General features: G+C 71.0%; 24 protein-coding genes. 22 read left to right on the top strand and 2 right to left on the bottom strand.

What is annotated here, in order from left to right:
• Positions 1-103: 103 nt before the first annotated feature.
• The 9 genes from rpsH to map all read left to right on the top strand — a co-directional run bounded on the left by rpsH (position 104) and on the right by map (position 5,956).
• On the top strand, positions 104-511 hold the full coding sequence (gene rpsH, locus ABGB16_RS03865; RefSeq protein WP_347666555.1) for a 30S ribosomal protein S8: 408 nt from the start codon (positions 104-106) through the stop codon (positions 509-511).
• 16 nt (positions 512-527) lie between these two features.
• A complete protein-coding gene (gene rplF / locus ABGB16_RS03860; protein ID WP_347666554.1) occupies positions 528-1,070 on the top strand; it encodes a 50S ribosomal protein L6 in 543 nt (180 codons plus the stop codon).
• A gap of 79 nt (positions 1,071-1,149) precedes the next feature.
• Positions 1,150-1,527 carry a 50S ribosomal protein L18 gene (rplR, locus tag ABGB16_RS03855; protein ID WP_347666596.1) on the top strand — a complete coding sequence of 126 codons (378 nt, stop codon included), beginning with the start codon at positions 1,150-1,152 and terminating at the stop codon, positions 1,525-1,527.
• Positions 1,528-1,560: 33 nt separating this feature from the next.
• Positions 1,561-2,175, top strand: a complete 615-nt coding sequence (rpsE, locus tag ABGB16_RS03850) for a 30S ribosomal protein S5 (RefSeq protein ID WP_067359624.1) — start codon at positions 1,561-1,563, stop codon at positions 2,173-2,175.
• On the top strand, positions 2,175-2,357 hold the full coding sequence (gene rpmD, locus ABGB16_RS03845) for a 50S ribosomal protein L30 (RefSeq protein WP_145773670.1): 183 nt from the start codon (positions 2,175-2,177) through the stop codon (positions 2,355-2,357). Before rpsE ends, rpmD begins: the two co-directional genes overlap by 1 nt.
• On the top strand, positions 2,357-2,800 hold the full coding sequence (gene rplO, locus ABGB16_RS03840; RefSeq protein ID WP_347666553.1) for a 50S ribosomal protein L15: 444 nt from the start codon (positions 2,357-2,359) through the stop codon (positions 2,798-2,800). The genes rpmD and rplO overlap by 1 nt, the downstream gene beginning before the upstream one ends.
• 231 nt (positions 2,801-3,031) lie before the next feature.
• Positions 3,032-4,360 (top strand): preprotein translocase subunit SecY, encoded by a 1,329-nt coding sequence (secY, locus tag ABGB16_RS03835; protein ID WP_347666552.1) that lies wholly within the window; start codon positions 3,032-3,034, stop codon positions 4,358-4,360.
• A complete protein-coding gene (locus tag ABGB16_RS03830) occupies positions 4,361-5,014 on the top strand; it encodes an adenylate kinase (protein ID WP_347666551.1) in 654 nt (217 codons plus the stop codon).
• Between the two features lie 90 nt (positions 5,015-5,104).
• Complete coding sequence (gene map / locus ABGB16_RS03825) at positions 5,105-5,956, top strand: type I methionyl aminopeptidase (RefSeq protein WP_347666550.1); 852 nt, start codon at positions 5,105-5,107, stop codon at positions 5,954-5,956.
• A 239-nt stretch (positions 5,957-6,195) separates the two neighbouring features.
• Here map and ABGB16_RS03820 read toward each other — a convergent pair whose 3' ends face one another.
• Positions 6,196-6,333, bottom strand: a complete 138-nt coding sequence (locus tag ABGB16_RS03820; RefSeq protein ID WP_347666549.1) for a hypothetical protein — start codon at positions 6,331-6,333, stop codon at positions 6,196-6,198.
• A gap of 122 nt (positions 6,334-6,455) precedes the next feature.
• Between ABGB16_RS03820 and infA the strand changes: the two genes are divergently transcribed.
• From infA to truA, 8 genes are all read left to right on the top strand, one after another.
• Positions 6,456-6,677: a translation initiation factor IF-1 gene (gene infA, locus ABGB16_RS03815; protein WP_007073013.1), complete on the top strand. Its 222-nt coding sequence runs from the start codon at positions 6,456-6,458 to the stop codon at positions 6,675-6,677.
• Between the two features lie 98 nt (positions 6,678-6,775).
• Positions 6,776-6,889, top strand: a complete 114-nt coding sequence (rpmJ, locus tag ABGB16_RS03810) for a 50S ribosomal protein L36 (RefSeq protein ID WP_088982067.1) — start codon at positions 6,776-6,778, stop codon at positions 6,887-6,889.
• Positions 6,890-7,140: 251 nt separating this feature from the next.
• A complete protein-coding gene (rpsM, locus tag ABGB16_RS03805; RefSeq protein ID WP_007073012.1) occupies positions 7,141-7,521 on the top strand; it encodes a 30S ribosomal protein S13 in 381 nt (126 codons plus the stop codon).
• Between the two features lie 18 nt (positions 7,522-7,539).
• Positions 7,540-7,947, top strand: a complete 408-nt coding sequence (rpsK, locus tag ABGB16_RS03800; protein WP_007073011.1) for a 30S ribosomal protein S11 — start codon at positions 7,540-7,542, stop codon at positions 7,945-7,947.
• 14 nt (positions 7,948-7,961) lie between these two features.
• Positions 7,962-8,588 (top strand): 30S ribosomal protein S4, encoded by a 627-nt coding sequence (gene rpsD / locus ABGB16_RS03795; protein ID WP_347666548.1) that lies wholly within the window; start codon positions 7,962-7,964, stop codon positions 8,586-8,588.
• 96 nt (positions 8,589-8,684) lie between these two features.
• On the top strand, positions 8,685-9,707 hold the full coding sequence (locus tag ABGB16_RS03790; protein WP_013735931.1) for a DNA-directed RNA polymerase subunit alpha: 1,023 nt from the start codon (positions 8,685-8,687) through the stop codon (positions 9,705-9,707).
• A gap of 34 nt (positions 9,708-9,741) precedes the next feature.
• The gene (gene rplQ, locus ABGB16_RS03785) at positions 9,742-10,302 is read left to right on the top strand and encodes a 50S ribosomal protein L17 (RefSeq protein ID WP_347666547.1); all 561 of its coding nucleotides are present in this window, start codon (positions 9,742-9,744) and stop codon (positions 10,300-10,302) included.
• A 69-nt stretch (positions 10,303-10,371) separates the two neighbouring features.
• Positions 10,372-11,202, top strand: a complete 831-nt coding sequence (gene truA, locus ABGB16_RS03780; protein WP_347666546.1) for a tRNA pseudouridine(38-40) synthase TruA — start codon at positions 10,372-10,374, stop codon at positions 11,200-11,202.
• Between the two features lie 27 nt (positions 11,203-11,229).
• On the opposite strand, the gene ABGB16_RS03775 is transcribed toward truA, so the two are convergent.
• Positions 11,230-12,093: a hypothetical protein gene (locus ABGB16_RS03775; RefSeq protein ID WP_347666545.1), complete on the bottom strand. Its 864-nt coding sequence runs from the start codon at positions 12,091-12,093 to the stop codon at positions 11,230-11,232.
• A 42-nt stretch (positions 12,094-12,135) separates the two neighbouring features.
• On the opposite strand from ABGB16_RS03775, the gene ABGB16_RS03770 reads away from it, so the two are divergent.
• The 5 genes from ABGB16_RS03770 (at position 12,136) to ABGB16_RS03750 (ending at position 17,245) form a co-directional block, all read left to right on the top strand.
• The gene (locus tag ABGB16_RS03770) at positions 12,136-12,969 is read left to right on the top strand and encodes a hypothetical protein (RefSeq protein ID WP_347666544.1); all 834 of its coding nucleotides are present in this window, start codon (positions 12,136-12,138) and stop codon (positions 12,967-12,969) included.
• 99 nt (positions 12,970-13,068) lie between these two features.
• Positions 13,069-13,674: a methyltransferase gene (locus tag ABGB16_RS03765; RefSeq protein WP_347666543.1), complete on the top strand. Its 606-nt coding sequence runs from the start codon at positions 13,069-13,071 to the stop codon at positions 13,672-13,674.
• Positions 13,675-13,715: 41 nt separating this feature from the next.
• A complete protein-coding gene (locus tag ABGB16_RS03760; RefSeq protein ID WP_347666542.1) occupies positions 13,716-15,395 on the top strand; it encodes an ATP-binding cassette domain-containing protein in 1,680 nt (559 codons plus the stop codon).
• On the top strand, positions 15,392-16,222 hold the full coding sequence (locus ABGB16_RS03755) for a nucleotidyltransferase domain-containing protein (protein ID WP_347666541.1): 831 nt from the start codon (positions 15,392-15,394) through the stop codon (positions 16,220-16,222). The genes ABGB16_RS03760 and ABGB16_RS03755 overlap by 4 nt, the downstream gene beginning before the upstream one ends.
• A 78-nt stretch (positions 16,223-16,300) precedes the next feature.
• The gene (locus ABGB16_RS03750) at positions 16,301-17,245 is read left to right on the top strand and encodes an aldo/keto reductase (RefSeq protein ID WP_347666595.1); all 945 of its coding nucleotides are present in this window, start codon (positions 16,301-16,303) and stop codon (positions 17,243-17,245) included.
• Positions 17,246-17,270 lie beyond the last annotated feature (25 nt).

The raw sequence follows: 17,270 nt of genomic DNA, 5'->3' as shown, positions 1-17,270 counted from the left end.
GGTCGACGGCCGGGGCCCCCTTGCACCGATCACGTATTGCTCTTCGCCGTAGGCCCGGGGCTCACCGCCCCGGGAACCCCGGCGAGAAAGGCTGACGAAATCCATGACGATGACCGACCCGATCGCAGACATGCTCACGCGTCTGCGTAACGCCAACCAGGCGTACCACGACCGGGTGACGATGCCCTACTCGAAGATCAAGGCGAACATCGCCGAGGTCCTGAAGGCCGAGGGTTACATCAGCACCTGGTCGGTCGAGGAGCCCGAGGAGGGCGCCGTCGGCAAGCGACTGGTCGTCGAGCTGAAGTACGGCCAGAACCGCGAGCGGAGCCTGGCCGGCATCAAGCGCGTGTCCAAGCCCGGTCTCCGGGTTTACGCCAAGTCGGACGGGCTCCCGCGGGTGCTCGGCGGGCTGGGCGTGGCGATCATTTCGACGTCCCAGGGGCTGCTCACCGACCGGCAGGCCCGCAAGCGGAGCGTTGGCGGGGAAGTCCTCGCCTTCGTCTGGTAACGGGAGACAGGTAGAAATGTCGCGTATTGGACGTAAGTCGATCCCGGTGCCAGCCGGCGTCGACATCACGATCGACGGCCAGACCGTCACGGTCAAGGGCCCGAAGGGCGAGCTGAGGCACGTCCTGGCCGAGCCGATCACGGCGGAGCGGGGCGAGGACGGCCAGGTGCACGTCAACCGGCCCAACGACGAGCGCAAGGCCAAGGAGCTCCACGGCCTGAGCCGGACCCTGGTCGCCAACATGATCGTCGGCGTCACCGAGGGCTACCGGAAGAGCCTGGAGATCGCCGGTACGGGTTACCGCGTCACGGCCAAGGGCAAGGACCTGGAGTTCGCGCTCGGGTTCTCGCACCCGGTGCTGGTCCCGGCCCCTGAGGGCATCACCTTCACGGTGGAGAAGCCGACGCTGTTCCACGTGGCCGGCATCGACAAGCAGCAGGTCGGTGAGGTCGCCGCCAACATCCGGAAGATCCGTCCGCCGGAGCCCTACAAGGGCAAGGGTGTGAAGTACCAGGGCGAGGTCATCCGCCGTAAGGCTGGAAAGGCGGGCAAGAAGTGACCGCGGCCGTCAGCACCAAGGCGAGGTCGTCCGCCGGCCGTGAGGCCGTGAGAAAGGCAGGTAAGAAGTGAGCGCCACGCTGCTCAAGCGCCGCCGCGGCGTTGCCGCCAAGCGCGCCGTCGGGCGTGCGCGTCGGCACTTCCGGGTCCGCAAGAACATCAGCGGCACCGCCGAGCGTCCCCGCCTGGTCGTCACCCGGTCGCTGCGGCACATCGTGGCCCAGATCGTGGACGACACCAAGGGTCACACCCTGGCGTCGGCCTCGACCATGGACGCGTCGCTGCGCGGTGCCGAGGGCGACAAGAGCGCCCTGGCCGGCAAGGTCGGCGCCCTGCTCGCCGAGCGGGCCAAGGCCGCCGGCGTCTCGAAGGTCGTCTTCGACCGCGGTGGCAACCGGTACGCGGGGCGGGTCGCCGCCCTTGCCGACGCCGCCCGCGAAGCCGGGCTCGAGTTCTAGAAACCCCGTCACGAGAGAGAAGGAAGGCTGCTGATGCCAGGTCAACAGCGCCGTGGCGGCGGGTCCGGTGGCAACGAGGGTGGTCGCCGCGACAACCGCCGTGAGGGCGGCCGCGGAAACGCGCCCGTCGAGAAGACCCCGCACCTCGAGCGGGTCGTCGCGATCAACCGCGTCGCCAAGGTCGTGAAGGGTGGTCGTCGCTTCAGCTTCACCGCCCTGGTGATCGTGGGCGACGGCGACGGCACCGTCGGCGTGGGCTACGGAAAGGCCAAGGAGGTGCCCGCGGCGATCGCCAAGGGCGTCGAGGAGGCCAAGAAGCACTTCTTCAAGGTGCCGCGGATCGGTGCCTCGATCCCGCACCCGGTGCAGGGCGAGGACGCCGCCGGCGTGGTGCTGCTCAAGCCGGCCTCGGCCGGTACGGGCGTCATCGCCGGTGGCCCGGTGCGTGCCGTCCTGGAGTGCGCGGGCATCCACGACGTGCTCTCCAAGAGCCTCGGGTCGTCGAACCCGATCAACATCGTGCACGCCACGGTGGCGGCGCTGAAGGGGCTGGAGTCCCCCGAGGCCGTCGCGGCCCGTCGTGGCCTGCCGGTCGAGGACGTCGCGCCGGCCGCCATGCTCGCGTCGCGGGCGGGGGTGGCGTCCTGATGGCTCGCCTGAAGGTCACCCAGGTCCGGTCCGAGATCGGGGCCAAGCGGAACCAGCGTGACTCGCTGCGCTCGCTCGGCCTCAAGCGGATCAACGACGTGGTGGTCAAGGAGGACCGGCCGGAGATCCGCGGCATGATCTTCACGGTCAACCACCTCGTGAAGGTCGAGGAGGTCGAGTAATGACGATCAAGGTCCACCACCTGCGCCCGGCGCCCGGTGCCAAGACCCCGAAGACCCGGGTGGGTCGCGGTGAGGGCTCCAAGGGCAAGACCGCCGGTCGCGGTACCAAGGGTTCCAAGGCCCGCAAGAACATCTCGCCGGCGTTCGAGGGTGGGCAGATGCCCATCCACATGCGTCTGCCGAAGATGAAGGGCTTCAAGAACAAGTTCAAGGTGGTCTTCCAGGTGGTCAACCTGGACAGGCTCGCCGAACTGTTCCCCAACGGCGGCCAGGTCGGCCCGCTGGAGCTGGTCGAGGCCGGCGCGGTCCGCAAGGGCCAGCCGGTCAAGGTCCTCGGCACCGGCGACCTGGGTGGCGTGGCGCTCCAGGTGTCGGCGCACGCGTTCAGCGCGTCGGCCAAGGAGAAGATCGCCGCCGCCGGCGGCTCGGTCACCGAGCTGTAAGGCAGCATCCGTGGCGCCCGTTCAGTTGATCACAACTGGGCGGGCGCCATGGTCTACCTGGGCCGTGTGCGCCGGGTAACATCGGATTCGATTTATGTAGCCGGGCACACCTGCCCGGAGCGGGGTCGGACTGTTAGAGTCCCATCCCAGCCATGGATATCGGGCGTCCCGCCCGGCCCACCCCGACCCGCCAGGGACCACCGGCGGCCCGCCTCGCGCAGGAGGAAGAAGTTGCTGTCCGCCTTTCTCAGTGCGTTCCGTACGCCTGACCTGCGCAAGAAGCTGCTGTTCACAGTTGGCATCATCGCGGTCTACCGGCTCGGTGCCACCCTGCCCAGCCCGGGCGTGTCGTACGGCAACGTGCAGAAGTGCCTCGACACGCTCCAGGGCGGCAGCACAGGTGTGCTGAACCTGCTCAACCTCTTCTCCGGTGGGGCACTGCTCCAGCTGTCGGTCTTCGCGCTGGGCATCATGCCCTACATCACCGCGTCGATCATCCTGCAGCTGCTGACCGTGGTGATCCCGCGGCTGGAGCAGCTCCGCAAGGAGGGGCAGGCCGGCCAGGCGAAGATCACCCAGTACACGCGCTATCTGACCCTGGGCCTCGGCGTCCTGCAGGCCTCGGCGTTCGTGGCGCTGGCCCGCTCCGGGCAGCTGTTCCAGAACCAGTGCGACCAGTTCCCGATCATCCCCGAGGGCACCGGCATCCCCGACTGGCTGACCCTGGCCATCCTGGTCATGACGATGACGGCGGGCACCGGTGTGGTGATGTGGCTCGGCGAGCTGATCACCGACCGCGGCGTCGGCAACGGCATGTCCGTGCTGATCTTCACCTCGATCGCCGCCCGGCTCCCCGCCGAGGGCTGGAACATCAAGGAGAGCCAGGGCTGGTTCAAGTTCTTCCTGGTGATCGTGCTGGTCCTGGTCGTGATCACCCTGGTCACCTTCATCGAGCAGGCGCAGCGCCGGATCCCGGTGCAGTACGCCAAGCGGATGATCGGCCGGCGGATGTACGGCGGCACCTCGACCTACATCCCGCTCAAGGTCAACCAGGCGGGTGTCATCCCGGTCATCTTCGGCTCGTCGCTGCTCTACCTGCCGCAGCTGGCGTTGCAGTTCTTCGACCAGACCAACCCGGGCCCGACTCAGGCCTGGATCCAGAACAACCTGGTCGACCCGACGAGCCCGATCTACATCTCGGTCTACTTCCTGTTGATCATCTTCTTCACGTACTTCTACGTGTCGATCACGTTCAACCCGACCGAGGTCGCGGACAACATGAAAAAGTACGGCGGCTTCGTGCCGGGCATCCGCCCCGGCAAGCCGACCGCCGACTACCTCGACTTCATCCTCAGCCGGATCACGCTGCCGGGCGCGCTCTACCTCGGTGTCATCTCGATCCTGCCGAACTTCTTCTTCATCTGGCTGGACAAGCAGCAGTACCTCAACTTCCCGTTCGGCGGTACGGCGGTGCTGATCATGGTTGGCGTCGGTCTGGAGACCACCAAGCAGATCGAGAGCCAACTCATGCAGCGGAACTACGAAGGGTTCCTGCGGTAGATGCGACTCGTTCTGGTTGGCCCGCCGGGCGCGGGCAAGGGCACACAGGCGGAGTTCATCGCCGCGCACCTGTCGGTTCCGAAGATCTCGACCGGTGACATCTTCCGGGCGAACGTCTCCCAGGGCACGCCGCTGGGCGTCGAGGCCAAGCGGTACATGGACGCGGGCAAGCTGGTCCCCGACGAGGTGACCATCAACATGGTCCGGGACCGGCTCGCCGAGCCGGACGCCGCCGAGGGCTTCCTGCTCGACGGCTTCCCGCGCACCACGCCGCAGGCGGCCGCGCTGGACAAGCTCCTCGCCGACCTCGGCACCGCCCTGGACCTGGTCCTGGAGTTGGTCGTCGACGACGACGAGGTGATCCGGCGGCTCTCCGGCCGGCGTACCTGCCGCGGCTGCGGCAAGATCTGGCACGTCGAGTTCGACGCGACGACCCGGGACGGCATCTGCGACCGCTGCGGCGCCGAGCTGTTCCAGCGCGACGACGACAAGCCGGAGACCATCGCGGCCCGGCTCCGGGAGTACGCCGACAAGACCGCGCCGCTGGTGGACTACTACGGCGCGCAGGGCAAGCTGGTGGGCATCGACGCCACCGGCCCGGTGGAGGACGTCACCGTCCGCGCCATCGACGCCCTCCGCTCCTACAGCGGCTGACGTACCGCCGGGAGTCCGGCGGATAGAGTGCGAACAGCGGGGTACGTCCGACGTGCCCCGCTGTCCCGTGCGACGAAAGGTAACGGCTCCATGCGTCGTCCCCAGCTGGACATCCAGCTGAAGACCCCCGACCAGATCCAGAAGATGCGCGCGGCCGGCCTGGTGGTCGCCGAGGCGCTGCGTCGGATGCGGGAGGCGGTCGCCCCCGGGGTCACCACCGCCGACCTGGACGCGATCGCCGAGTCGACGATCCGCGAGGCCGGGGCCGTCCCCTCGTTCAAGGGGTACCACGGCTTTCCCGCCTCGATCTGCTCCTCCGTCAACGAGCAGGTCGTGCACGCGATCCCCGCGCCGCAGCAGGTGCTCCGCGAGGGCGACCTGATCTCGATCGACTGCGGGGCGATCCTGGACGGCTGGCACGGCGACGCGGCGATCACGGTCGGCGTGGGGGAGGCCGACCCGGCGCTGCTGAAGATGGCCGCCGTGGCCGAGGACGCGATGTGGGCCGGGATCGCCGCCGCCGCGCGGGGCGCGGCTAGCGGCAAGGGCCGGCTGACGGACATCTCCCACGCGGTCGAGAACGCGATCCGCAAGGGCGGCCGGTACGGCATCGTCGACGGGTACGGCGGCCACGGCATCGGCACCGAGATGCACCAGGACCCGCACGTGCTCAACCACGGCCGGCCGGGCAAGGGGCCCCGGCTGGTGCCCGGCATGGCGCTGGCGATCGAGCCGATGATCACGATGGGCTCGCCGCGTACGGTCGAGCTGGCCGACGGCTGGACCGTGGTCACCCGGGACGGCTCGATGGCCGTGCACGTCGAGCACACGATGGCGCTGCTGCCTGACGGGGTCTGGGTGCTGACGGCGTTCGACGGCGGGCGCGCCCGGCTCGGCGACCTGGTCACGCCCCGCCAGCCGGCCGAGTCGCCGGCGGCCTGAGCAGCCCCACCCGCGCCGCGCGGCGATGTCGATCGGGTGCGCTCAGAGGTGCCCTGCGCCGGCGCTGCCCGAGGCAACACTTTCACGGAAACTGCGGCCTCTGGCGCCCCGCGAGGCCACAGTTTCCGTGAAATTGCGCGCAAGCCCGGCGCGGGGCCGGCGGCGCGGGTCGGGGTGCGGGGCCGAGTGCGCAAGCTGGGTGCGGGGCCGGCCCGAGGCGCGGCCGAGCGGCGGCGGTCTCATGTGACGTAGGTCACCATGCGGATCTCATGATGCCGGAATTCCTCCGAGTGGGCGACCGGCCGGGTGGTCGGTTTGGCGACGGCGCGCAGGCGGGCGTACACTTTCTGATCGGCGCACAGCGTCCACTCCGGCATGCCCACCCTGCGCTTCGGTGGGGCCGGAGCCGCGGCTGGCTCGGGCACCCGATCAAGGTTCGGTGGCCCGTGTAAGACGTTGTGGGCCATCCGGAGCAACCGACGTCAGGACAGCGGAGGACATGCCGAAAAAAGACGGAGCCATCGAGATCGAGGGTCGGGTCATCGAGCCCCTGCCGAACGCCATGTTCCGGGTGGAGCTCGCGAACGGTCACAAGGTGCTGGCTCACATCAGCGGCAAGATGCGGCAGCACTATATCCGCATCCTGCCGGAGGACCGGGTCGTCGTTGAACTCTCGCCGTACGACCTGACCCGCGGGCGCATCGTCTACCGCTACAAGTAACCGAACCTGACGACGGCCGGGACGTCCCCGTGTCCGTCTTCGACGTCCGGTGTCGCGCGTAGCCGCGTCTCCGGGCCAGATTGGGAAGTAAGGCAACCGTGAAGGTCAAGCCGAGCGTCAAGCGGATCTGCAACAAGTGCCGGGTGATCCGCCGGCACGGCCGGGTCATGATCATCTGCAGCGACCCGCGCCACAAGCAGCGCCAGGGCTGATCCGGTTCCGGCCGACCGTGACCCGTCACGGCCGGTCGAACGGGCCCGGGCCGCAGGTCCAGCCAACACATCATCAGCTCGTCCCAGCCGCGAGCGGTGCGCGTCGCGTACCACTGCGTGGTTGACCCCCGGTCGGAGGCCGGGGCCCGTTCGGGCAACGGTCGTCGCTGGCGTCACGCCGGAGCAGACGACCGGAGCGGGGTGGGGCGGGTGCAGACCTCCGCCAGACACCACAAGGAGCACGCCCGCACATGGCACGTCTAGTCGGCGTCGACCTCCCCCGCGAGAAGCGGATGGAGATCGCGCTCACCTACATCTTCGGGGTCGGTCGTACCCGCGCCCTGGAGACGCTCGCCGCTACCGGCATCTCCCCGGACAAGCGCGCTCGGGACCTCACGGACGAGGAGCTGGTTCAGCTCCGCGACCACATCGAGGCCAACTACAAGGTTGAAGGTGACCTGCGCCGCGAGGTCGCCGCTGACATCCGCCGCAAGGTCGAGATCGGCTGCTACGCCGGCATCCGGCACCGCCGGGGCCTGCCCGTGCGTGGCCAGCGGACCCGGACCAACGCGCGGACCCGCAAGGGCCCGAAGCGGACCGTGGCCGGCAAGAAGAAGCCCGGCAAGAAGTAATTAGGAGCGCACAGACTTATGCCACCGAAGGCTCGTGCCGGAGCCGCCGTCAAGAAGGTCCGGCGCAAGGAACGCAAGAACGTCGCCCACGGGCAGGCGCACATCAAGAGCACCTTCAACAACACCATCGTGTCCATCACGGACCCGACCGGTGCCGTCATCTCGTGGGCCTCGGCTGGCCAGGTGGGCTTCAAGGGCTCCCGCAAGTCGACGCCGTTCGCCGCGCAGCTCGCCGCCGAGGCCGCCGCGCGCCGGGCGATGGAGCACGGCATGCGCAAGGTCGACGTGTTCGTCAAGGGCCCCGGCTCCGGCCGGGAGACCGCCATCCGTTCGCTGCAGGCCGTGGGCCTGGAGGTCGGTCAGATCTCCGACGTGACCCCGCAGCCGCACAACGGGTGCCGTCCGCCGAAGCGTCGCCGGGTCTGAGAGGTTAGAGAGAGATGGCTCGTTACACCGGTGCTGACTGCCGCCGTTGCCGGCGGGAGAAGATGAAGCTGTTCCTCAAGGGCAGCAAGTGCGATGGCCCGAAGTGCCCGTTCGAGTCCCGGCCGTTCCCGCCCGGGCAGCACGGCCGTGGCCGCACCAAGGAGACGGAGTACCTGCTCCAGCTCCGTGAGAAGCAGAAGGCCCGCCGCGTGTACGGCGTGCTGGAGAAGCAGTTCCGCGGTTACTACGAGGAGGCCGTGGCCAAGCAGGCCAAGACCGGTGAGGTCCTCCTGCAGATCCTCGAGTCGCGGCTGGACAACGTGGTCTACCGGGCCGGCTTCGCCAAGTCCCGGGACATGGCCCGTCAGCTGGTCAAGCACGGTCACTTCACGGTGAACGGCAAGAAGGTCGACATCCCGTCGTACCGCGTCAAGGAGCACGACATCATCGAGGTGCGGGCCAAGAGCAAGGAGCTCACCCCGTTCCTGGTGGCGCAGGCCGAGGCCGGCTCCCGCAGCGTTCCGGCGTGGCTCGAGGCCATCCCCAGCCAGATGAAGATCCTCGTGCACTCGCTCCCGGCCCGCCAGGTGATCGACACCCAGGTCCAGGAGCAGCTGATCGTCGAGCTCTACTCGAAGTAAGAGCTCGTTGCGGTGGCCCGCCCCGAGGGGCGGGCCACCGGAACAGTTTGTGTCGTGGGCGTCATATGGCGGGCGCCCCGGAAGAGAAGAGAAGACATGCTCATCAGCCAGCGACCGACCCTCTCCGAGGAGTCGATCAACGAGACCCGGTCCCGGTTCACCATCGAGCCGCTGGAGCCGGGCTTCGGCTACACCCTCGGCAACTCGCTGCGGCGTACGCTGCTGTCGTCCATCCCGGGCGCGGCGGTCACCTCGATCAAGATCGACGGTGTGCTGCACGAGTTCACCACGATCCCCGGTGTCAAGGAGGACGTGGTCGAGCTCGTCATGAACATCAAGGAGCTGTGCGTCAGCTCCGAGCACGACGAGCCGGTCAGCATGTACCTGCGCAAGCAGGGCCCGGGCGACGTGACCGCCGGTGACATCCAGCCCCCGGCCGGGGTCTCGGTGCACAACCCGGACCTGAAGCTCGCCACCCTGAACGGCAAGGGGCGGCTCGACATGGAGCTGACCGTCGAGCGGGGTCGCGGCTACGTGACGGCGGCGCAGAACAAGCAGGCCGGTGCCGAGATCGGCCGGATCCCCGTCGACTCGATCTACTCGCCGGTGCTCAAGGTGACGTACCGCGTCGAGGCGACCCGTGTCGAGCAGCGGACCGACTTCGACCGGCTGATCATCGACGTCGAGACCAAGCCGTCGATGGGCCCGCGTACGGCGCTGGCCTCCGCCGGGTCGACGCTGGTGGAGCTCTTCGGCCTGGCCCGGGAGCTGGACGAGACCGCCGAGGGCATCGACATCGGGCCGTCCCCGCAGGACGCCCAACTGGCGGCGGACCTGGCCCTGCCGATCGAGGAGCTGGACCTGACCGTCCGTTCCTACAACTGCCTCAAGCGCGAGGGCATCAACAGCGTTGGTGAGCTGATCGGGCGTACCGAGGCCGACCTCCTCGACATCCGCAACTTCGGCCAGAAGTCGATCGACGAGGTCAAGATGAAGCTGGCCGGGATGGGTCTGGGGCTGAAGGACTCGGCTCCGAACTTCGACCCGGCGCACGTCGTGGACGCCTTCGGTGAGGCCGACTACGACACCGACGACTACCGCGAGACCGAGCAGCTCTAGTCCCGGCTGCCGCCACACCTGAGGAGCACCAAGAATGCCCACGCCCACCAAGGGTCCCCGCCTCGGCGGCAGCCCGGCGCACGAGCGGCTGATGCTGGCCAACCTGGCCATGTCGCTGTTCCAGCACGGCAAGATCAAGACCACCGAGACCAAGGCCCGGCGGCTGCGCCCGCTCGCCGAGCAGCTCATCACCAAGGCCAAGCGTGGCGACCTGGCGTCCCGTCGGCGGGTGCTGGCCGTCGTCAAGGACAAGGACGTGGTCTACACCCTGTTCGACCAGATCGCGCCCCGGTACGCCAACCGCCCCGGTGGCTACACCCGGATCGTGAAGACCGGCCCGCGCAAGGGTGACGCCGCCCCGATGGCGATCATCGAGCTGGTCGAGGAACTGGTCGTCAGCGAGCCGAAGGCGAACAAGAAGACCGCGGCCCGCAAGGCCGCCCAGCAGGACAAGGTCGAGGCGCTCGCCCCGGCCGAGGAGACCCCGCAGTCGGCCCCGGCCGACCAGGACTCCGAGCCGCCGGTGTCGGCCAGCGGCGACACGGCCGAGGCGCGCGAGGACAGCGACGAGGCCGCCGAGAACGACAAGGCCTGATCAAGGGCACCGCGTCGGGCCCGGCACCCCTGTGTGGGTGCCGGGCCCGACCCGTGACGGGAGGCACGCGTGGACGATCGGACCCGGCTGCGGCTGGACGTCGCGTACGACGGAACCGACTTCTCCGGCTGGGCGGCCCAGCCGACCCGGCGGACGGTTGCCGGTGTGCTCACCGCGACCCTCGACCTGGTCCTCGGCGCGGGTGTGGCGACCGGGCTGACCGTGGCCGGGCGGACCGACGCCGGCGTGCACGCCACGGGCCAGGTGTGCCACCTCGACCTGCCGTCCGACGTCTGGCGCGGGTTCGAGGGCTCGCTGCTGCGCCGGCTCGCCCGGTTGCTCCCCACCGACGTGCGGGTCCGCGCGATGACCCCGGTGCCCGCCGACTTCGACGCCCGGTTCTCGGCCACCTTCCGCCGCTACGAGTACCGGGTGACCGACGCCCCGTACGGCGCCGAGCCGCTGCGCCGGCACGAGGTGCTGGCCTGGCCGAAGCGGCTCGACCTCGACCTGCTCAACGCCGCCGCGGCCGGGCTGGTGGGGGAGCACGACTTCGCCGCGTACTGCCGGCGCAAGGAGAACGCCACCACGCTGCGCGAGGTGACCCGGCTGGACTGGCGGCGCGACCCGGACGGCCTGCTGGTCGCCACGGTCCAGGCGGACGCGTTCTGCCAGGCGATGGTGCGCAGCCTCGTCGGGGCGATGCTGGTAGCCGGGGACGGGCGGCGCCCGGTGGACTGGCCGGGCGGCCTGCTGAGCCGCCGTGAGCGGTCCAGCGAGGTGACCGTGGCGCCGGCGCACGGCCTGACCCTGGTCGCCGTCGGCTACCCCGACGACCCCGCCGAGTACGCCCGCCGCGCCGACCTCACCCGCCGGCTCCGCGTCCCGGTCGAGGGCTGACGCGAATCCTTACGACGCTGAGCCGTGTCAGTCGCGCTCGGCGGCGTCGGGCGTCGGCTGGCTGGCCGAGCCGCCGGTGGCGCGGCGCTCCAGCACCGCCTTGCTCAGGTGCAGCTCGATCAGGTCGACGAGGATCTCGCGGGCCTTGGGGTCGCCGCTGCCGACCGGCTCCCCGTCGGCACGGACGACCACGCAGTAGGCGAGGTAGTGGCCCCGCGTCTGCCAGCCGACCCGGGACGGGGCCGTGGTGAGCGCCTCGGTGTCGGTGCCGGCCGCCATCCCCCGGAACCGGCCCTGCCGCTCGTCCAGCAGTTCCCGAACGCGGTCCCGGACGCGCTGGGCGGTGGCCACGTCGGTCAGGTTGAACAACCCCGCCGTGAGCAGGTAGGCCCCGTCGGGGGAGCGCAGCGTCGCCCGGACCACCTGGTTGCAGCCGAGCCGGACGAGCAGGTCGGCGACCTCGTCGGTGGCGGCGACGGCGCAGCTGCCGCTGGACTGGGTCTTCAACACCGAGTACGACGTCTGCCCGTCCGCGACCGTCAGCTTCTTGGTCGGGAAGACCTCCTTGGCGGTCAACGGCGCCTGGTCGCTGTCCCGGGAGTCGAGCTCGTGCCGGTCGCTCTGCGACGGCGACGGGGCGGCCCCCGTCGGCTGGGTCGGCGTGCCCTGCGGGTTGCCGCTCCGCTCCATGACCAGCGCGGCGGTGCCGAGCCCGCAGAGGGCGAGCAGCACCAGGACGGCAGCGCCCCCGACGAGCGCCTGCCAGAGCCGGCCGCCTCCCAACCGGGTGTTCCGACGCCAGCGGGGGCGGGGGCCGCCCGCCGGCTCGGGTCCGGCCGGCACCTGGGTCTGCGGCGCCGGAGCCACCGGTTCGGACCGGGTGGGGGACACCGGCTGCTCCTGCTGCGGAGGGGCCGGTGGTGCGTGCTGTGCGTGGGCGTGTGGCTGGTGCTCGACCTGGGCCGGCGGTTCGTGCCGGACGCCGGCGTGCGGTTCCTGTGCCTGGGCCTGGCCGTGGTGCTGAACGGCCTGCGGCTCGTGGTGCGTCTGGGGCTGCGAGTGGCGCTGAACCGCGGGTTCGTACTCTGCGTGGGTCTGCGGTTCCTGCTGGACGTGACGCTGGATGGCCTCGGGTTCGTGCTGCGTGTGGGCGTGCGGCTCGTGTTGGACGTGGGCCTGCGCGTGGTGCTGAACGGCCTGCGGTTCGTGCGGGCCGTAGGGCTGGGGTTCGTGCTGCGGGTGGGCCGGCGGTTGAGGCTGCGGGTACGCCTGCGACTCGTGCTGGGAATAGGGCTGCGGCTCGTGCTGGGGGTGGGCCGGCGGGTGGTGGTGGACGTACGGCTGCCGCTCGTGCTGCGCGTACGTCGGCGGTTCAGGATGCGGGTACTGCTGCGGCTCGTGCTGCGGGTAGGCCGGCGGGTGGTGCTGGACGTGCGCCGCCGGCTCCCGTTGGGCATGGTCCAGCTGTTCGTGCCGGACGTGCGCGGAGCCGGCCGGATAGGCCGGTCCGGCGGCGGCGCGGGCCGCCGCGGGGCCGGGCGCCCGTCCAGCCGTCGGGCCGGGGCCGGGCGGCGCGGCCCGGTTGACCCGGGGCAGCGACGGCGTCGGGAAGCGGGACGGGGAGGGCCGGGAACGGAGGGGCGGGCGCCCGCCCCGCATCGACGGGTCGGAACCCGACCCCGGGTACTCCTCGAAAGCGTCCTCATCGGACTCGTGCCGATACACCATGTCGCCCAGGGTAGGACCGATTATCCCTTTAGGGGGTAATAATGGGAAATTGTGGTGGAGTGGCGTGTCGCCTGGCAGTGGGCCGGAGGCGAGCAGCCCCGCACAGCGGCGCGCGGCGCCAGTGCGAGAATGCCGGGCGTGACCGGCGACCACTACTTCACCGCTGAGCCCACGGCCACGGCCCGGCCCCGGGAGGTCGAGTTCACCGTCGCCGGGCGCGAGTACACGCTGGCCTCGGCCGGCGGGGTCTTCTCCGCCGACCGCCTCGACCCGGGTACCGCCGTGCTGCTGCGCAAGGCCGAGCTGCCGGGGCGGGACGTCAGCGGGCCACTGCTCGACCTGGGCTGCGGCTTCGGCCCGATCACCTGCGTGCTCGCCGACAGCGCACCGGCGGCCACCGTCTGGGCGGTCGACGTCAACCAGCGGGCCCGGGAGTTGACGGCCGCCAACGCGGCCCGGGTCGGGGCCGCCGGCCGCGTACGGGTGGCCGCCCCGGACGACGTACCCGACGGGCTGACCTTCGCACAGATCTGGTCCAACCCGCCGATCCGGATCGGCAAGGAGGGCCTGCACGAGCTGCTGTCGCGCTGGCTGCCCCGGCTCGCCCCGGACGGCGTGGCCTGGCTGGTGATCGCGCGTCACCTCGGCGGCGACTCGGTGCACCGGTGGCTGGCTGAGCAGGGCTGGCGGGTGGAGCGGCACGCCAGCCAGAAGGGCTTCCGGGTACTGCGGGTCAACCGGTAATTGACTGGAGCCCGCCCCGGCCCCTCCGGGAGGATGCCGGCGTGGGATACGTGGACGTGGCGGCGGTCGGGCACATCCTGCCCGACGGCCGGGAGCTCTTCACCGACGTGTCGTTCCGGGTCGGTGAGGGCGCCAAGGTCGCCCTGGTCGGCCCGAACGGCGCGGGCAAGACCACGCTGCTGCGAATGGTCGCCGGCGACCTGCCGGTGAAGACCGGCGCCGTTTCCCGCTCGGGTGGCCTCGGCGTGATGCGGCAGTTCATCGGCATGATCGGCGACGACTCCACCCTCGCCGACCTGGCCCTCTCGCTCGCCCCGCCGGCGCTGCGCGACGCCGGTCGCCGGCTCGTCGAGACCGAGGCGGCCATGCGGGCGGCCGAGGTGCGCGGCAAGTACAGCAGCGCCGCGGGCAGGGCGCAGCTCGCGTACGCCGACGCCCTCGCCGCCTGGGGCGAGGTCGGCGGGTACGACGCCGAGGTGCTCTTCGACACCGTCGCCACCATCGTGCTCGACCTGCCCTGGGACAGCGCGCGGGAGCGTCCCGTGCGGACCCTCTCCGGCGGTCAGCAGAAGCGCTTTGCCCTGGAACTGCTGTTGCGCGGCACCGACGAGGTGCTGCTGCTGGACGAGCCGGACAACTTCCTCGACGTGCCCGGCAAGCGCTGGCTGGAGGCGCGGCTGCGCGAGTCGGGCAAGTCGGTGCTGTACGTCTCGCACGACCGGGAGCTGTTGGCGCAGACCGCCGACCGGGTGGTCGCCGTCGAGGGCGGCAGCGCCTGGGTGCACCCGGGCGGCTTCGCGAGCTGGCACGACGCCCGGGTGGCCCGGCACGCCCGCCTCGACGAGCAGCGCCGCCGCTGGGACGAGGAGCACCAGAAGCTGCGCGAGCTGATGCTGATGTACAAGCAGAAGGCCGCGTACAACGACGGGATGGCCTCGCGGTACCAGGCCGCGCAGACCCGGCTGCGTAAGTTCGAGGAGGCCGGGCCGCCGCCCGTACCGCCGAAGGACCAGGACATCCGGATGCGCCTGAGCGGCGGGCGGACCGGCAAGCGCGCGGTGGTCGCCGAGCAGCTGGAGCTGGACGGCCTGACCTACCCCTTCGACCTGGAGGTCTGGTACGGCGACCGGGTGGCGGTGCTCGGCGCGAACGGCACCGGAAAGTCGCACTTCCTGCGGCTGCTGGCGCGGGGCGGCACCGACCCGGACCCGGCCAACGGGCCGGTCGACGGCGCGGCGGCCCTCGCCCCGGTGGCCCACGACGGGGTGGTGCGGCTCGGCGCCCGGGTCCGCCCCGGCCACTTCTCGCAGACCCACGACCGCCCCGAGCTGATGGAACGGACGCTGGTCGACATCCTCTGGCGGGGCGACGAGCATCGGGCCGGGATGGACCGGCACGCGGCGATGGCGGCGCTGTCCCGGTACGAGCTGGCGGGGCAGGGCGACCAGCGGTTCGGCACGCTGTCCGGCGGCCAGCAGGCGCGCTTCCTGGTGCTGCTGCTGGAGCTGTCCGGTGCCACCCTGCTCCTGCTCGACGAGCCCACCGACAACCTCGACCTGGCCAGCGCGGAGGCGCTCGAAGCCGGCCTGAACGCGTTCGAGGGGACGGTGCTCGCGGTGACCCACGACCGGTGGTTCACCCGTACCTTCGACCGGTTCGTGCTGTTCCGCGGCGACGGCGAGGTGGTGGAGACGCCCGAACCGGTGTGGGACGTCGGGTGAACCCGGAGGAGCTGGCCGGCCGGCTCTGCGCGGTCGACGGCGTGGTGGCCGTGGCACTGGGCGGCAGCCGGTCGCGCGGCACCCACCGGCCGGACTCCGACTGGGATCTGGGCCTGTACTACCGAGGAAACCTGGACGTGCCGGGGCTGCGCGCGGTCGCCGCAACGGTCGCCGACGAGCCGGTCGCGTTGACGGAACCGGGCGGCTGGGGTCCGTGGGTGGACGGCGGCGGCTGGCTGCGCGTCGGCGGAACGCCCGTCGACTGGATCTACCGGGACCTCGACCGGGTACGCCGGGTGTGGAACGACTGCCGGGCGGGCCGCTACGAGGTGGGCGTGCAGGCGGGCCATCCGCTCGGCTTCTACTCCCACGCCTACGCGGGCGAGGTGGCGCTGTGCCGGGTACTCGCCGACCCCACCGGTGAGCTGGCCGCGCTGCGGGAGGAGACGCGGGCGTACCCGCCCGCGCTGGCCGATGCCCTGGTGCGCGGTGGCTGGGAGGCGGGATTCCTGCTCGACGGTGCGGCCAAGGCCGTCGCGGCCGGCGACAGCGGTGCGGCCAAGGCCATCGCGGCCGGCGACAGCGCGTACGTGGCCGGGTGCCTGTTCCGCGTGGTCGGGGTGCTGGTGCAGGTGCTCCACGCCCGTGCCGGGCACTGGCTGGTGAACGAGAAGGGCATGGTCGCCGCGGCCGGGCGGTTGCCCGGCGCGCCACCCGACTTCGCGTCCCGGGCACAGGCGCTGCTCGGCTCCGTCGGGCATTCACCGGCCGAGTTGACCGCCACCCTCGGCGCGGCCCGCCGGCTCTGCGTCGAGGTGCTCGGCTGAGTCGGGCATCACCCACCGAATGGGCTGCTGGCCCGCTGCGTCCCGCCGGACGGGCATAGGGTTGATCTCGTGACTGAGATGACCTACCGCCGGTTGGGCGACTCCGGGCTCGTGGTGTCCGTGGTCGGCATCGGCTGCAACAACTTCGGCCGCAAGCTCGACCTCGACGGCACCCGCGCGGTCGTCGACGCCGCCCTCGACGCCGGGATCACCCTGTTCGACACCGCCGACATCTACGGTGAGCCGCAGGGCGGCTCGGAGGAGCTGCTCGGCCAGGCGCTCAAGGGCCGGCGGGACGACGTGGTGCTGGCCACCAAGTTCGGCATGGACATGCACGGCCTCAACGGGCCGGACTTCGGCGCCCGGGGCTCGCGGCGGTACATCGTCCGGGCCGTGGAGGCGTCGCTGCGCCGGCTCGGCACGGACCACATCGACCTGTACCAGATGCACGAGCCCGACCCGGGAACCCCGATCGACGAGACCCTCGCCGCCCTGGACGACCTGGTCCGCGCCGGCAAGGTCCGCTACCTGGGCAACTCCAACTTCGCCGGCTGGCAGATCGCCGACGCCGACTGGACCGCCTCCTCCCAGGGGCTGACCCGGTTCGTCAGCGCCCAGAACCACTACAGCCTGCTGGATCGGGGCGTCGAGGCCGAGGTCATCCCCGCCTGCGAGCGGTTCGGCCTGGGCATGCTGCCGTTCTTCCCGCTGGCCAACGGGCTGCTGACCGGCAAGTACAAGCGGGGAGAGGCGCCGCCCGCCGGTAGCCGGCTCTCCGGCGGCGGCCGGTACGCGCAGCGCCTGGCTGCGGCGGACTGGGACACGATCGAGGCGATCGAGGCGTACGCCGCCGAGCGCGGCCTGTCGGTGCTCCAGGTGGCCATCGGCGGGCTGGCCGCCCGGCCCGCGGTGACCTCGGTGATCGCCGGTGCCACCACGCCGGAGCAGGTCCGGGCCAACGCCGAGGCCGGTGCCTGGCAGCCCACCGACGCCGACCTCGACGCGCTGGACGCCATTCTCTGACACCACCCTCGAAGACCTTGGTACG

Origin of the sequence: Micromonospora sp. B11E3 (assembly GCF_039871625.1) — a bacterium.
In the GTDB taxonomy this organism is placed as follows: Bacteria; Actinomycetota; Actinomycetes; order Mycobacteriales; family Micromonosporaceae; genus Micromonospora.
Note: the sequence above shows the minus strand (reverse complement) of the source record. Positions and strands in the feature narration are given on the sequence as shown.

Bases quoted from the DNA above. Each gene is read 5' to 3' on its own strand.
- rpsH (WP_347666555.1), top strand. From the start codon at position 104: ATGACGATGACCGACCCGATCGCAGACATGCTCACGCGTCTGCGTAAC.
- ABGB16_RS03820 (WP_347666549.1), bottom strand. From the start codon at position 6,333: ATGCCGGAGTGGACGCTGTGCGCCGATCAGAAAGTGTACGCCCGCCTG.
- rplF (WP_347666554.1), top strand. From the start codon at position 528: ATGTCGCGTATTGGACGTAAGTCGATCCCGGTGCCAGCCGGCGTCGAC.
- rpsK (WP_007073011.1), top strand. From the start codon at position 7,540: ATGCCACCGAAGGCTCGTGCCGGAGCCGCCGTCAAGAAGGTCCGGCGC.
- rplO (WP_347666553.1), top strand. From the start codon at position 2,357: ATGACGATCAAGGTCCACCACCTGCGCCCGGCGCCCGGTGCCAAGACC.
- ABGB16_RS03790 (WP_013735931.1), top strand. From the start codon at position 8,685: ATGCTCATCAGCCAGCGACCGACCCTCTCCGAGGAGTCGATCAACGAG.
- map (WP_347666550.1), top strand. From the start codon at position 5,105: ATGCGTCGTCCCCAGCTGGACATCCAGCTGAAGACCCCCGACCAGATC.
- infA (WP_007073013.1), top strand. From the start codon at position 6,456: ATGCCGAAAAAAGACGGAGCCATCGAGATCGAGGGTCGGGTCATCGAG.
- ABGB16_RS03830 (WP_347666551.1), top strand. From the start codon at position 4,361: ATGCGACTCGTTCTGGTTGGCCCGCCGGGCGCGGGCAAGGGCACACAG.
- rpsM (WP_007073012.1), top strand. From the start codon at position 7,141: ATGGCACGTCTAGTCGGCGTCGACCTCCCCCGCGAGAAGCGGATGGAG.
- ABGB16_RS03750 (WP_347666595.1), top strand. From the start codon at position 16,301: ATGACCTACCGCCGGTTGGGCGACTCCGGGCTCGTGGTGTCCGTGGTC.
- rplQ (WP_347666547.1), top strand. From the start codon at position 9,742: ATGCCCACGCCCACCAAGGGTCCCCGCCTCGGCGGCAGCCCGGCGCAC.
- rpmD (WP_145773670.1), top strand. From the start codon at position 2,175: ATGGCTCGCCTGAAGGTCACCCAGGTCCGGTCCGAGATCGGGGCCAAG.
- rpsD (WP_347666548.1), top strand. From the start codon at position 7,962: ATGGCTCGTTACACCGGTGCTGACTGCCGCCGTTGCCGGCGGGAGAAG.
- rpsE (WP_067359624.1), top strand. From the start codon at position 1,561: ATGCCAGGTCAACAGCGCCGTGGCGGCGGGTCCGGTGGCAACGAGGGT.